General features: G+C 44.1%; 10 protein-coding genes. 2 read left to right on the forward strand and 8 right to left on the reverse strand.

Annotation, left to right across the window (positions count from 1 at the left end):
• Positions 1-67 precede the first annotated feature (67 nt).
• The 6 genes from SPSPH_RS13195 to SPSPH_RS13220 form a co-directional block, all read right to left on the reverse strand.
• Positions 68-667 (reverse strand): alpha/beta hydrolase, encoded by a 600-nt coding sequence (locus tag SPSPH_RS13195; RefSeq protein ID WP_075756720.1) that lies wholly within the window; start codon positions 665-667, stop codon positions 68-70.
• A complete protein-coding gene (locus SPSPH_RS13200; RefSeq protein ID WP_075756719.1) occupies positions 664-1,734 on the reverse strand; it encodes an acyltransferase family protein in 1,071 nt (356 codons plus the stop codon). Before SPSPH_RS13200 ends, SPSPH_RS13195 begins: the two co-directional genes overlap by 4 nt.
• Positions 1,735-2,021: 287 nt before the next feature.
• The gene (locus SPSPH_RS13205; protein WP_269147946.1) at positions 2,022-2,156 is read right to left on the reverse strand and encodes a hypothetical protein; all 135 of its coding nucleotides are present in this window, start codon (positions 2,154-2,156) and stop codon (positions 2,022-2,024) included.
• 270 nt (positions 2,157-2,426) lie between these two features.
• The gene (locus SPSPH_RS13210) at positions 2,427-3,230 is read right to left on the reverse strand and encodes a penicillin-binding transpeptidase domain-containing protein (protein ID WP_075756718.1); all 804 of its coding nucleotides are present in this window, start codon (positions 3,228-3,230) and stop codon (positions 2,427-2,429) included.
• A gap of 493 nt (positions 3,231-3,723) precedes the next feature.
• Entirely contained in the window at positions 3,724-5,100 is a 1,377-nt protein-coding gene (locus SPSPH_RS13215) for a sensor domain-containing diguanylate cyclase (protein ID WP_083945619.1), read from the reverse strand.
• Between the two features lie 235 nt (positions 5,101-5,335).
• Positions 5,336-6,754, reverse strand: coding sequence for a putative bifunctional diguanylate cyclase/phosphodiesterase (locus SPSPH_RS13220; protein ID WP_075756717.1), 1,419 nt, complete (start codon positions 6,752-6,754; stop codon positions 5,336-5,338).
• Between the two features lie 1,062 nt (positions 6,755-7,816).
• On the opposite strand from SPSPH_RS13220, the gene SPSPH_RS13225 reads away from it, so the two are divergent.
• Together SPSPH_RS13225 and SPSPH_RS23545 are read left to right on the forward strand one after the other, a co-directional pair.
• The gene (locus tag SPSPH_RS13225; RefSeq protein WP_075756716.1) at positions 7,817-8,419 is read left to right on the forward strand and encodes a hypothetical protein; all 603 of its coding nucleotides are present in this window, start codon (positions 7,817-7,819) and stop codon (positions 8,417-8,419) included.
• 573 nt (positions 8,420-8,992) lie between these two features.
• Positions 8,993-11,650, forward strand: coding sequence for a LuxR C-terminal-related transcriptional regulator (locus SPSPH_RS23545; RefSeq protein ID WP_075756715.1), 2,658 nt, complete (start codon positions 8,993-8,995; stop codon positions 11,648-11,650).
• A 400-nt stretch (positions 11,651-12,050) separates the two neighbouring features.
• Here SPSPH_RS23545 and SPSPH_RS13240 read toward each other — a convergent pair whose 3' ends face one another.
• On the reverse strand, positions 12,051-12,347 hold the full coding sequence (locus tag SPSPH_RS13240) for a carboxymuconolactone decarboxylase family protein (RefSeq protein WP_075756714.1): 297 nt from the start codon (positions 12,345-12,347) through the stop codon (positions 12,051-12,053).
• A gap of 572 nt (positions 12,348-12,919) precedes the next feature.
• On the reverse strand, positions 12,920-14,632 hold the full coding sequence (locus SPSPH_RS13245) for a methyl-accepting chemotaxis protein (RefSeq protein ID WP_075756713.1): 1,713 nt from the start codon (positions 14,630-14,632) through the stop codon (positions 12,920-12,922).
• Positions 14,633-14,664: the final 32 nt, after the last annotated feature.

A 14,664-nucleotide genomic window follows, 5' to 3' on the forward strand; every position in this document is an offset into this window, starting at 1 on the left:
ATTAACGGCACACGGTCAATCGATACGGAAACCATCTGTGTTTAACAACCCGGTCACAAAGCCGAGATTAATCGCCATGTTCCTCCTGTAATACCTTGGTTCCTCGCGTATCCTGCTCACCGGCAACAACCAGAAAAGGCGCGTCGAACTGGAACGATTCTTCATGCAGGCAGGTTGTAAAACCCTTCCACGAAATTAGAAACTCCTGCCGGTCTATTTCCTCAAACATCTGCGTAACACGCAGCAACGCCAGTTTTGTATAGGTGCTGCCTTTGGCCATAGCTTTTTTCAGCCCCTTCCAGGTGTAAAGATACTTCATCATTACCCCGGAGTATGCGAGCAGCATCTTTTCCCACTTGGGGTAAGGTATGAATAACGGCGTAACCCCTGTCAGCATATAACCAACGGCCCCCCCCCCGAAAAGGAAGGCGTATTCCTGTACGACAAAGGCACCCATGGACAGCCCGCACAGTAAATATTGCCCAGGCTTTTCTGAATTTATGATGGTATGAATATCCTCTGCCGCCAGTTTCACGCTAAATTCACTTGTGGGTCTTGAATTTCCATGGCCCCGCACATCAATGTTAATCACTGGGTAGTCACTGGTTGAAGCTCTGTGCAGCCCGCGCTGATGGCCTTTGAAAATGCGGCCATAGTGGGCCCTCATATTCCCAATAAAAGATAGCGGATGACCGGTATTCTACTGATGATTTCATAGAAGAGTATAGTCGCAACGAAAGTGAACGGCAGCAAAATCAGATAAACTACCGCCATGGGCAGCTCGGCATAAGTCGTGATCCAATACGCCGCCGTGACCAGAAGCGGATAATGGAACACATAAAGCGCGAAACTGCGTTTTTGCAGATACTTTGTTAAGGAATTGCTGAAATCAAGCCACCTCTGCGCACATCCCAGAACAGCGAGGATCATCATCCACAGGTACAGGTTTGTGAACGGATGCTGCAGGCAGGCATCGGATGCATAGTTCTGCCCGAAGAAATACCAGACTTCAACGATTCCTAACCCGACAGCAATGATGAAGAAAAGAACGGCGTGTTGCTTAAGCTTCGCCAAAACGGTGTCATGGGAAAATACATAGTAACCGAGCAGGAACATCAGCCAGTAAATTCCGTTGCGGAAGACAACGACAACAGGTAGATTGAGCACAAACGAAGAACCCCATACCGGCAGGACGAGCAAAATGATAAGCGGCAGGCCGGCTTTCCCCGCCAGTGTCCAAAGCCTGTCCCGGCGGTCAATCCTGCGGATAAGCAGCAAAATCATGGAAATCACGAACAGCTCCAACAGAAACCACAGCGGGCCTATATTCAGGCTATACACCAGATATTTTACAAAACCCGGAACCACATGCCCGCCGAACATATCCACATAATGCGCCGTGACCCATCCGTTGAGCCAGCCGAGTAAAAACGCGCCGCCTAAATACGGAACGATCAGTTTTTGCACCCTTTCCCGCGCAAATTGCCTGGTGCTGCGTGTCAGCAGGGAATACCTGGCGCTGATGCCGGCAACCACAAACAGCAGGCACATGAACCAGGGATAAAGAAAATAACATATACTGTCCAGCGCCTGGATTCCCTGTATGGGAATATTGCTGACAACCCCCGCGCTGTTAAAAATATAAATCACATGATAAATGATCACAAGTACAATTGTTGCGGAACGGATATTATCAAAGTATTTTTTCCTTGGCAGAGCGGTATTGCCGGACATTATTTCTCTTCCTCCCTTATGGTTTCTAGTTTTTCGTCAGGAAACATATACTTTTTCCCACATCCCGGTTCAATGCAATAGTAACCACTCGGCTAAGTCGGCCTCCTCTTATATCACCTTGGCTTTTGAATACTTTTGCCCGCTCATAAAAGGGCGTTTATTGGCTTAGAGTTTATCTCAATTGCTTTCTTCTTTACTGATTTTGAGCGGATGGCAATATATTCCGCCTGCTCTAGCAGTATTCGACGGTTGGTGGGAAGAGAATGTACGGACAGGGGTTCGTAATATCAGATCTGCTGTTCGGCTGCATTTGCCCGGTCCATAATTTCGGCTTCCATTGACGCAATGGTGTTTTCTAAATAGGGATGCTCTGGTGGATAAATACGTTTGGCGGTATCGGTTTCGTTCGTAATTCCTTCCATGCTGAAATTCTGGGCAAGTCCCCGATGGGCAAAAAGCATATCATGGGCGAAGACCAAACCCTTACGAATGTTTTTCTAACTTGCTCAAATGCTGTGTAATAACTCTTTCGCGATTGACAAGGTATTACCATATTGTATTTTTAAGATTCTAACCTGATGGTTTCTTCCTTTGTCTGCGGAAAAAACATAAACCATTTTTTCCCACATCCCTTGAACCCAGACCCCGCCTGGTTCACGGGCTGAATCGCCATGTTAACTCTGATATGGGCATTATAAAATTTCCAGGTCTCTTAAAATAGCTTTGGCGATTTCCCTGGCCTTACCACCGGTTGCACCATCGGGCGCTTGAATATTGATTGCAAAGAAATACCGGTTTTCTGGTTTTTCCACACAACCGACAAACCAGCCCAACTCCCATTTTCCATCTTCAAAACCCGATCCGGTCTTGCCCAGCAAGCGTATCTCCTTGTTGTCCGATACCGTGATATTTCTCTTGACAACCTCAATATGTTCCGGTAAAAAGGGCAATTCGCCAGCATACAATTTACGTAATAGCTCCACTTGCTCACGCGCTGAAATTTGAAGCGAGGAACGTAGCCAGAAGGTAGTCAGTCCGCCGGAAATATCCCGATTGCCATATTCAATCTTATCCAGATATTCCTGCATTCTTTGTTCGCCAATACGGGAGGCGAGCTCCTGGAAATACCAGACAACAGAATCTCGCGTGGCTGATGCAAGGGTTTGGTCACGGTTCCAGGAGGGAAAGGAATATTGCTTGCCATTCCAGGGAAACAAGGTGTATACATCTTCCATATCCAAGACACCCGTTTCCAGGCCAATCAAGGAATTGTAAATTTTGAAGGTGGAACACGGGGATAAGCGGACTGTGCTTTGCACTTGGTTAAACACGGTGTATTGGTCTTGCACTTCATCATACAGGATAAACGTACCGGTAAAGCCTGAAGCATACTTTTCAAAGTCGCGGCGCTCCACGAAATCAGCCGCATCCACACTGGCTACACCACTCATAAAAAAGAACGCCGTAATCATTAACGCCAGAAATATCTTTTTCACTCTAAATGCCTCCCCAAATTTGCTAATTAAGCTCAGTATAGCACTTCCTGGTATATTCTACTAGTTGAAGAGGGGTTACGCGTTAGGAGTACAGTCGGCGGCGCGGGTTCAGGCGCCGTGGCGGTGCACCTCCTTACTGACGCGAGCAAGCAGGACCGCTTACGCAGAGCAGCCGGCACCTTTGCCAAATCCTGGTCTGATGTGTTTTCTTTCCCGTAAATATAAAAGCCTATAGCCCTTATAAATCAAGGGTCCATAGGCAAACTAACGACAGCATTTCCCCGGTGAGCTTTTCGTTTTGCAGCATTTGTCTAATAACCGACTCATCCTATCTAATTTGTATACTTTTCCTTTGTCAAGCGTCTAACTATTATGTTGAAAATAGAAATACATAGCCGAAAAGGTGATGCAGTCTTATCATCCTTGTGCCAGATTTCCGCCTGGGCAAACAATGAAGGGCCTTTTGTCTACAGTTGAAAGGACCAACCGACTCCTATTCGTCTTTGTAAAAAATCACTGCATTTCTTCCACTTTCTTTGGCAGTATATAGTGCCGAATCGGCAAGCTTTATTCCATTATCAAGATCATTTAACGTCGTGACATCAGCAACTCCAAAGCTTGCAGAAATGTTTATATAGTTCCCCTCAATTTCCATCGGGTTTTCGCTTATACTGAGCCGAATGCGCTCTACAACATTTAACAAAGCTTGTTTATCTAAATCCGAAATAAGCATGATAAATTCTTCGCCGCCATATCGGCCAATTAAATCATAGGGCCTGGTTAAATGTTTCATCCTTTGCGCAACGGTTTCTAAAACTTTATCTCCTGCTGTATGTCCGTATGTATCGTTTACTTTTTTGAAGTAATCAATGTCCATCATGACAATGAAACAGCTATTTTTCAGTCTCATTGATCTTTGCGCTTGTATAGCAGCAATATCCATAAAGTAGCGTCTATTATAAACCTGAGTTACTGCATCAATCCTTGACATATTTTCCAATTCAGTACCCATCAGTTTTAATTCTACGTTTTGTTGCGAGGTAAGTGCTACTAAAAAACTAATACTGATTCCCGCAATAATCATTAACCATATTTCTGGATAATCATACCATTGACGAGCCGGCGCAATACGAAAATACCATTGTGCATTCAGAATAGGCACATATTTCTCAATATAATGGATATGTTCACCGATGCTTCCTGCGCTCTTGGCGATGATTTGCTTGTCGTTCGTGTCGGCACTGATTCTCCATATTTCATACAAAAAACCCGCTGATTCAAACTCGCTTAAACGAACCTCGTCCAATAATTGGGGGTATCCCAATGTAACGGATACAAGTCCCCAAAAACGTTTATTGCCATCAGGTTCATCCAAATAGACTGGCAGCCTGCCCACCAAAGCTTGACCGCCCTGCATGAGATTAAATGGACCGCCGAATACGAGATTTCCGCTTTCCTTTGCCATGGTCGCTTCAATGTTACCTTCTCCTTCGCCAAACAGGTTATAACCAATCACGCCTTCGTTTCCTTTTTGTGGATATACGTCGCGCACTATCCCGTCTGGAGCAAGCAAGACGTTTACAAGCGCAGGACTGTCAAAAATGATAGCCGCAACTTTATCAAAATTTTGAGTGTTACCATCAGCCTGAACAACCAAGGCCGAAAGAGTTTCCGTTTTATACAATAGCCTCGTTATCACCGTATTTACCTGGTTGCTCTTTTCCTGTATCAGTTGATCCATTAGTATTTTGTCTGCGCTGTACCGGTTGTTGACCGAAATAATGATGATGGTCGAACAAAGCGTTACGGTAAGAAAAAACATCAACACTATCCGTTTGGATATTTTTTTAAGCTTCCATGTATTGTTCAATAGGATAATCCCCTCCTTTCCTCAGATGCACCACATCCTCATTCAGCGGCGTTTGGACCCTGCTTGGATTGTTTGAAATAGTTCCCCTCGCTATAATCCGTGATTTCAAGCCGCGTAAATTGCAGAAACAGCTCCTGCAATTTACGCATTTGAGCACTTAGAACCTGATGAGTAAGCTCCAACTGAGCGTTTGTCAAAAGCAGGGTTCTCTCAGTTCTTTTTTATCTCCCAAAACCTACCTGCTTTTTTTCTTCCGTTTTAAGCCCTTTCTATCATCGGAGATATGTACCAGGTTTAGCCCTCGCTCTTTGTGTATCATTTCCATCAGCACATAAGCTGGAACCGGCTTGTGATACAGATACCCCTGAATGTAATCTACCCCCATGTCTTTGCAGCTTGCCAGTTGATCCTCTTCCTCCACGCCTTCCACGCAGACGGCGATTCCCAACTGGTGCCCCAGCATCGTGATCAACCGCATAAACAGATGCGTGTACTCGTCCGTCGCTACGTCGTTTGTAAATGTCTGATCTATTTTTATAAGGTCGATAGGCATGGTGCGTATCATATTCAGAGAAGAATAACCGGTTCCGAAATCATCCAGGGCAATTTTCACGCCCTGCTCACGCAGCTTCCTACAGGCATCGTAAATCCGATTGATGTTGGTTGCGGCCATCCCCTCCGTAATTTCCAGGACAATGTTTTTACAGGGGACATTCACCTCGTCCAGAATCCGCATAACTGCTTCATCAAAACCGGGCATTTTCCATTGGTGAATGGACACATTCACTGAGACACGGAAATCTGGATTCCCAGCCTCAATCATTTCCTTACAGAACTGGGCGGAAGATCTCAATACAAATTCGCCAATGGGTATGATCAAGCCGGACCTTTCCGCAATCGGAATAAACTGAGCGGGCGAAATCATTCTCCCTTCTTCTGTGATATAACGCAGGAGGGCTTCCGAGGCAATCATACTATTTGCAACAGAACTGTAGATCGGCTGGTAGTGGACCACCAGCCCCTCAAAATTCTCTTTTACCGCAATGCGGAGCATTTTCTCAATTTCCCGGTTCTTCAAAACAATATGGGAAACATTTTCAATTTCCTCGCAATAAATCGTAAATCCATTTTTCCCGTTCTCTTTGGCCTGATAAAGGGCACTATCCAGGTTACGAAAAATATCCTCGGTTGATTTTCCGTCGACAGGATAATAGACGGCCGCGATGTTGACGGAACAGTAAATGGCCCTGCCTTGAATTGCCCACAAAAACTGGAATCGCTTGATGATGGCCTCTATATCCTGATTGAGCTGTCCGGGATGATCCGGGTTATGACACAGCACGATGAAATCATCGCTGTTCATGCGATATATGGAATAGTTTTCAGCAGAAAAATTGTGTATAAGAAACTGCGCGAGAGCAATGATCAGATCATCTCCGGTTTCATATCCATATCCTTGATTAATCGCCCTAAAGTCTGCAATATCAACGAGAATAACATAACCGAAACATTCGGTTTCCGCTTCATATAACGCTTTTTCCATCTCTCGCACAAAAGCGTAGCGATTGGGCAGGTTTGTCAGAAAGTCGATGGTCTGATTTTTCTCAACTTTGTACCCTACTGCTGCCTTGTGCTTTTCCTGTATGTTCTCCACCTTACATTTCTCCTTACTCCTTGGTACGTGTCGCAATACTGTCTATGCTATAACGTGTAGCTCTTCATTTGTTACGAATCGGCGGAATATATCTGTATTTCCTGGTTCACGCTGATATATAGTGCCATATTTGGCTCTACTACCATAATCGGCAAAGGCTTAGGAATTTCAAAGAGTCGATTTCCAGTGTTAATATTATATTCCAATTTAACCCTCGGGCTGCTGGTCAGAGTACAATCGAGTGTGCTCACTCACCGCTATTCACCGCCACTTGCACATTATCAGAACATATGTCCCGTGTAAATACCGATGGAAGCGGTAGTTTATTCCAATTGGAATGAAAATAAAGCTGCCTAAGATGGTCAGAAAAACCACCTTAGGCGGCTTTTCTTTTACACTCAATCACCATCAAGCAAACTAATAATCACCTGCGTTTGCATTTAATTTGGCCGCACGTTGTTTTGATAAATTTCATTTGCCATTGTTAGAAAAAAAATCCATGTCAACTCCACTCCTTCATCTTCGTTGTCAAAACAATGAGTACATTTTACTTGCTGTATTTCAAGTTATATGACAGAGTTTCTAGTTGTTTTTTTATCATTAACCCTCCTTTATCAGACAGGCTCTGAACAATTGTATACATCATAAAATCTATTTAGCCATTGTAATGAACAATGCCCTAATTTACAATTTGCTGTCTGATATAAAATATATCGTTCAACCTACTATTCTTTGTGTTCAATTCTCTTTGTTCATTCGCTCTACTATCAGCTTAGTAAGCGCAAATATGTGAGCGTTGGTATTAACTCCGAAAACAAGAGGGCAAGATAGCTTGTGTACATAACCTCTTGATATAATTTTGAGCCTTCCACTTTATACCAAATGATCAATTGAAAATAAGTAATTACTGAAATATAGTAAAATAAAGTTGTTTGTAATGTCTTGTTTGAAAAAATCAATTACTAAATGCTTTTCGTTAAAAGCGGTAATTGTTATTTTTATTCCCCTACGCTGATAGAAGAAGCATGATTAAATAAAATCAAGTAAAAAGGATGGTTTTCCATGATTCCATATTTTAATGGTTTAAATTATCTGCTTAGAGTAGCACCCCAAAATACGTATCAGTCTGCTAATCAGGTAAAGGCGGAAAATACCACAGGCGTACAGCGGCAAGATTACTATATGAAAACAAACGTGTCTTTGACCCCAGAATCCTGTTCTAATCAAAATGAAGAGGCAATCAGCCAGGCAGAATATGAAAAATATTGTGGAATTGCGACTTTGCCGGATGGAACAGATTTATATTTTCCGCCTCAAAGCGCTCCTTATGCGGTAAAGAAGGCGTGGATCGACGGGCTGAAGCAATTAGAGATCGAAGGTAAAGAAAGTGAAATACCTGGCCTAAAATGGAGCGTCATTCATCAAATGCGGGAACAAAATGGTCTTTCAATAGAGGATTTTACCAGCCTAGCACGGGCTTTCACTTCTTTTTCGGCTTCCGCGAGTTCTTGTCAGGATCTTTTGATTGAATTACTAGATGAGCAAAAAGAGATGCTACGCCAAGGAAACTCTAGCGGGATGGACCCGGAAAGATTCAGGAAACAACAGGAAGGGCATATCAATACTCTCCAGACTATGATAAATTCTTTTGCGAAGATAAAATAGATTAGGGAAAACAAATCGGTTGTTACATAAGCACACAAAGCGGGGGTATGCTTCCAAAAATATTTAAAAAAGCCAGTGATGTTTTCTTCCTTTGTCTCCACGCACATTGAGATTAAAGCATATCAATTGGACCCTGCTTGGATTGTTTGAAATAGTCCCATCGCTATAATCTGTGATTCTAAGCTGCGTAAATTGCAGAAAGCTCCTGCAAATTACGCATTTGAGCAATCAGAACCTGATGGGTAAGCTCCAACTGAGCGTTTGTCAAAAGCGGGGATCTCTCAGTTCTTTTTCATCTCCCAAAACCTGCCTATTTTATTTTCTTCCGTTTTAAGCCCTATCATCGAAGATATGTATTGTGTCCAATTCAAATTATTGCTTGAAAAATACTTGTCCTTAATATAAGGTATCGGTTTCTGTCGAAAAAAAGAATTCCCCATCGGGGGATATTTTGTTTTTTTTTTTATATGGGTAATTCTCTGAAATTCTTGATTGGAAATTATCCCACATATAGTAACATCGAAGGGGTAACTTCGAAATTTCGAAATTAATTTCCACCGGAGGAGTCTATTATTGGACTACATTACTTTAAAAGAAGCAGGACACAAATGGGGAATCAGCGACCGAATGGTAAGCTATTATTGCCAGGCAAGCAAAATCAAAGGCGCATTCAAAAAGGGAAACCTATGGCTGATTCCCGCTGACGCTGAACCGCCGTCTGGGATGAGGCGCAAGTTGCAGACAACCGTCAGGCAGCCGATAAAAAAGGCGCAGGAGACGCTCCACATCCCCACCGCACTGAAAAAGCAGTTGCAGGCAATCACAATGTATCCACTCACCATCGTTACCGGCCCTTCCGGGATTGGAAAGACGACCGCAGTCGAGGAATACTGCAAGACGATCACACCCAAGGCCAATATCTATTGGTATACCTGCCTAGGCGAGCCTTTTACACAGTTCTGGCAGGGGCTATGTCATATGTATAAGCAGTTCAACGAGAAAACGGCTGAACGATTAGCGAAGCTGGGGCCTCCTGAAATGGATAATCTTGGGGAGATCGCCTGTATTTTCAAGGATTGTGTATGTAAAAAAGAAACCTTTATGATTATCGATAACTACCAATATGTGATCAGAGAAATATCCGGTAAGGTCATAGATATGATTTCCCTATATCACCCCACCAATTTGCATACAATTATCATCAGCCAGGATGATGTTATACCGAACCGTACCCCGCAAAATGAAAAAATATATTTTATCCCGGAGAATTATTTTTCATTCAACAAGAATGACATCAATCTATACTTTCAAAAGATAGATATAAAGCTCAGGGATGAGCAGCTGGAGTATCTGCTCCACACCTCAAAGGGCTGGATTTCCGCGCTAAAGCTTGAGCGAATCCACTATTCGGAAACGAGAGAACTGCTGGGAACAAAAGCCGTAGGCCCCCTGATCCAATCCATGATCTGGAGCCGGATTGATTCTCAGCAGCAGGAATTTTTGATGGCGGCTTCTTTGATGGAGGGCTTTACCTCCAGCCAAGCGAAGATTTTATCCGGCTGTGACACGCTTCCCGACAAAATCCAAACAATGCTCCGGGAAAATAGCTTCATCCGGTATATGTCCGATGCGGATACCTATGTGATGCATCATTTGCTATGCAACTTCATCCAAAGCGTTTTTGCGGAACAGTCCTCCAATTTGACCGATAGGTTGTGGAAGCGGGCTGGCGCTGCTTTCGCACAGGAAAAAAAGTTCTTCCGTGCAGCACAATGCTTTTTCCGCATACCGGATTATCCCTCTATTCTCGCCTTGCCCTTTGAAAAAGACGATCTCAATCTCTACAGCAGTACTGAAACGGGCGATCTGATTCGGGAGATCATCATCGGCTGTCCGGAAGAAATATTGTCAGAGAAACCTCTGCTGGTGCTTTCAATTTCATTTCATTTGTTGGTCAGCAGAAATTTTCGTAAGATAGCGGACAAAATATTTCGTGTGATAGACTTGGCGCTTCAAAACACCGCCCGGTGGAATGACGATGCTCCGGATACGAATGAAATCAAAGCCGTGACCGCAGTGCTGCGGGCATACATGGGTTTCAATGACATCTATAAGATTGGAGAGGGGTATAAAAAAGCCTATGAGCTTTTGAAGGGACCTTTGCCACTGAAGTACGTCGAACAGTTGGGGGTCTTCAAGCAGCCCTCGGTGCTGTATCTGTATTGGGCAAAACCTGGAGAGCTTCAGCATACGCTGAGAGGCTATGAGTGTGCAAACCCTGCCATTCAAAATTTGCTGCCCCACAGGGCTTTGGGCGCAAACTTTGCAATACAGGCCGAAGCTCAACTATTGTTTGGAAATGACGTCGATGCAGAAATCCTCTGTCACAGATGTTTTTATTATGCAGGTTCTACCGACAGCAGCTACGTTTATTATGCGGCCGAGCTGACCTTGTCACGGATCGCCATATTAAGGGGAGATTACGCCATGCTGACTCAATCTCTGAAAAATATGGAGAAGTATCAGCTTGCACATGACACACAGAAGCATAAGGTTGTTTATAGAATGGCTCATTCTTTTATTATGACATTGCTCGGAGACGACGAGGTCATTCGGCGTCTCATGTCTGTTGAGGAAATAAAGGCTAATGTATCTGCTATTTCCATTCCCTTTGCGTTTGTCATCTATTCTAAATGGATGCTCTTACAGAAAAGATATACCGAGCTGCTTGGCCTGCTGGATATCTTTAGCGAGGCAGCCACCAGGCCGGATCGTTTTCAGCTCGCAAACATCTACTTCGCTATTTTCCGGGCAGTATCCCTGAATCGGCTGAATCGGAGAGCGGAGGCGAAAGATGCTTTGCAGAAAGCGCTGGCTCTAGCAGTCCCCGATAAAGTATACATGCCTTTTGCCGAGCATGGGGATGTTATAACCCCTCTGCTGACGGAGGGAATTGAGGCGATCTACAAAGAGGATATCCAAAAAATACGAACTCTCTCCCAGACACTTGGAAGTGGAATCGCTACAATCAAAAAACTCTCCCTTGAAAGCTTCCCGGAGCTCACCAAAAGAGAACGGGAGGTTGCATTATTGGCAAAGGAAGGGTTATCCAACCACCAGATAGCGGAACTGCTATCCATTGGTGATGAAACTGTAAAAAAGTTTATGAAACATATATTTACTAAGCTTAATCTGACATCGCGCATTCAGCTACAATACATCGATTTTTAGTTCTGTCCCACACTGGATGATCCCAAAGAAAAGAACTGGCCATGTGGTTTTCACAGGCCGGTTCTTTTCCTTGCTCTGATATTGAGTTAATCTATAGTCACGCTGCCAATGATGCAGCCAATGACCGCACGGTTTTTCGTCTTTAGCTTGTGGTAGAACGCGCCCGCCGTAAAGACCAACGAACTACCCCCATCAGGAAATTTGCCAACTTGCCTATTCTGCCTATACTTGTGGATATGGCTTGCAGGGCATTTTGACCGCCTCAACCATCACACCGGCGAGCGTTCTTATTCTGCCATAGAGGGTTTCCAGCAATAATCAGGATTTTTATCGGATACCTCTTTGTGTGAGAACAAAAATATCATGTGTTTATCGACTGGCATACCAAGTTTGATAATCATTAGTCTTTATCAAACGCCTCAATTGCGACAGATAATGCGGTTGTGACAATATTGCCCAAAGCAGGTAACCCGACAAGAACCGCCGAAATGACTTCATCTCTGGTAGCTCCGTGCATTTTAGCCATCTTTACATGAAAGGGAATTCTATTCTCCAAGTGAAATGCCGATAACACCGAAAGATATACAAGATTCTGTGTTTTTTCATCTAAGGCACTGGCTTTCAGCAGAAATTGCTGCCATACTTCACTTACCTCTGGAGCCTCTTTTTGCAATACCTCAAATGCTTTATTATTCATGAGACACTCTCCTAAATAAAATTTAGACTATAGTTTATACTCCATTTTTCTCTCCTGATTCTAAATTCATCATCCAATAGACTACAAACCCATCCAGTTTTTTATAAAATCGAAAATTCTTATAAAAGGCTTCTTTCCCAAAGCCGGAAAAAAGCTCAACACAGACTTTTACATCATCCTCACTGTTTTTGCTCCGTAAAAATACTTATCCCCACTATAAAGTATCGGCTTCTGTCGAAAAAAGATATTCCCCATCGGGGAATATCTTAGAGTTTTTTTACATGTGCAAAGGCATAGGCTATTCCACTTTATTTCTTTCAAGTCACATGATCGTGCTGATGAGAGTCAGGCAATCGGTCCTTTTTACATCATTCACTTTTCCTTTTATGTCCGCCCACATAATCCACCCGTTCAAGGAAGGTTCCACCAGCCACAGAAATCCAGCTTGGCGGAATGACGCCGGAAGATGCCAGGACGGTTCCTCCGTCTTTGGTGTACTCTCGTAACTTTCTTGTTGAGCTATGTTTTCAGAGCAGCCCCTTATTTTTTAATATGTATGTATCTGCGTTTCGCTACAAAATAAACTTTTGCACAATTGCCTGCAATTCTTCTGCGCGTTTGGCCAGTGCCTGACTAGCAGCAGCAATTTCCTGCATGGATGCCAATTGTTGTTCAGTCGCCGCTGAAACGCTCTGCGTCTGGCCGGCTGTCTCTTGGATGACGGTGTTCACGATTTCTGCTCCAACGACAATTTCCTGACTGCCTGTCGCCATCGCCCTAATCAGTACGGAGATTTCCCTGACCTGACTTGAGGTCTGACCGACAAGTTCCGCAATTTCTCTAAAGGCAGATCCGGCACTGCCCACCAGTTCCGCTCCTACCGTTACTTCTCTTGTACCGGCTTGCATCGCCTGTACCGCCTTATTGGTGTCTTGTTGAATATCGCCCACCAAAGTTGCTATTTGCTTAGCAGCTTCTTGCGATTGCTCGGCCAATTTCCGCACTTCTTCGGCAACTACGGCAAAACCGCGCCCTTGTTCTCCGGCTCTGGCCGCTTCGATGGCGGCATTCAATGCCAGTAAGTTAGTCTGGCCGGCAATGCCGGAAATGGTTTCGACAATCTGGCCGATTTCATTGGAACGTACACCCAAACCGGTAATTTCGTGTTCCAGGTTTTTGACTGTCTTTTGAATGGAAGTCATTTGGTTTGTAGCTGTCTCTACCGCTTTCAAGCCTTCTTTTGTGGACTGTGCCGTCTTATCTGAAGTTGCTTCAACCGACTTGGCGTTGGCGGCGATTTGATTCGCTTCCGCCGATATTTTTTGTGCAGTGTCAACCGAATCGCCAACAATGCTGCGTTGTCTTTCCATGCCCTGCGCGACATCTATGATGGAAACGGCAATACTGTTGGCAGTTTGTGAAGACTGATCCGCGCTGGCGGTGAGTTCTTCCGAGGAAGCCGCTACATTATCAGCACCGTTTTGCACGCCAAGAATTACGGTACGCAAGTTGGTCAACATGTTGCCTACTGCTGTTTCCAATTCGCCGATTTCATCCTGCCGTTTGACGATAAGTTGACCGGAAAGGTCTCCCTTAGCGATGCGGTTGGATACCTTGACCAAATCCCCCAATGGTTTGACGATAGAACGAGTGATGAGAATGGCTGCCAGAATTGCCAGTACAAGACTGACACCCATTAGGACGAACAGTTCCAATCGTGCATTTTCATAGTCCTTTTTACAGGTTTCGATATATTGCCTGCCTGTACGATCATTCCATTCAACCATTTTGTGCGTGTGGGTCGACAATTCGCCGATAGTCGGCAGCACGTTGTTTTGATAGAATTGGTTCGCCATTACGTAGTCACCGCTTACAGCCGCGTCAATGGCTTGCACGCGCACTTTGCGATAGTCGCCCAAAATTTGTTTGAGCGTTTGAAACATCGCCCGGTCATCCGGATCTGTCATCGCACTTTCATACGCTATAAGCAATTGATTGGCGCGTTCTGCACGTTTGTCAACATCAGCAATTAGTGTGGAAATCTGATCTTTGTATTCTGGCAGGACAATCCGCTGCAATGCCAAGCGCACTTCTACTATTTCAGTAACAAGATCTTTCAAATTGCTAATTCCCAATAAAGAATCATCATACAGCGCATTCGTGTTGGTGACCATATTGTCTATTTTGCGCAAGCCCATGGTTCCGATGCCGACCAACAATAAACATAAAATTAAATAGCCAATCGCTAGTTTCGTGCTGATTTTTATTTTAGAAAAAAAACCCATGTCAACTTCACTCCTTCATCTTCGTTGTCAAA

The sequence above is a fragment of the Sporomusa sphaeroides DSM 2875 genome, assembly GCF_001941975.2.
GTDB classification, from domain to species: Bacteria; Bacillota; Negativicutes; order Sporomusales; family Sporomusaceae; genus Sporomusa; species Sporomusa sphaeroides.

Bases quoted from the DNA above. Each gene is read 5' to 3' on its own strand.
- SPSPH_RS13195 (WP_075756720.1), bottom strand. From the start codon at position 667: ATGAGGGCCCACTATGGCCGCATTTTCAAAGGCCATCAGCGCGGGCTG.
- SPSPH_RS13200 (WP_075756719.1), bottom strand. From the start codon at position 1,734: ATGTCCGGCAATACCGCTCTGCCAAGGAAAAAATACTTTGATAATATC.
- SPSPH_RS13205 (WP_269147946.1), bottom strand. From the start codon at position 2,156: ATGGAAGGAATTACGAACGAAACCGATACCGCCAAACGTATTTATCCA.
- SPSPH_RS13225 (WP_075756716.1), top strand. From the start codon at position 7,817: ATGATTCCATATTTTAATGGTTTAAATTATCTGCTTAGAGTAGCACCC.
- SPSPH_RS13240 (WP_075756714.1), bottom strand. From the start codon at position 12,347: ATGAATAATAAAGCATTTGAGGTATTGCAAAAAGAGGCTCCAGAGGTA.
- SPSPH_RS13245 (WP_075756713.1), bottom strand. From the start codon at position 14,632: ATGGGTTTTTTTTCTAAAATAAAAATCAGCACGAAACTAGCGATTGGC.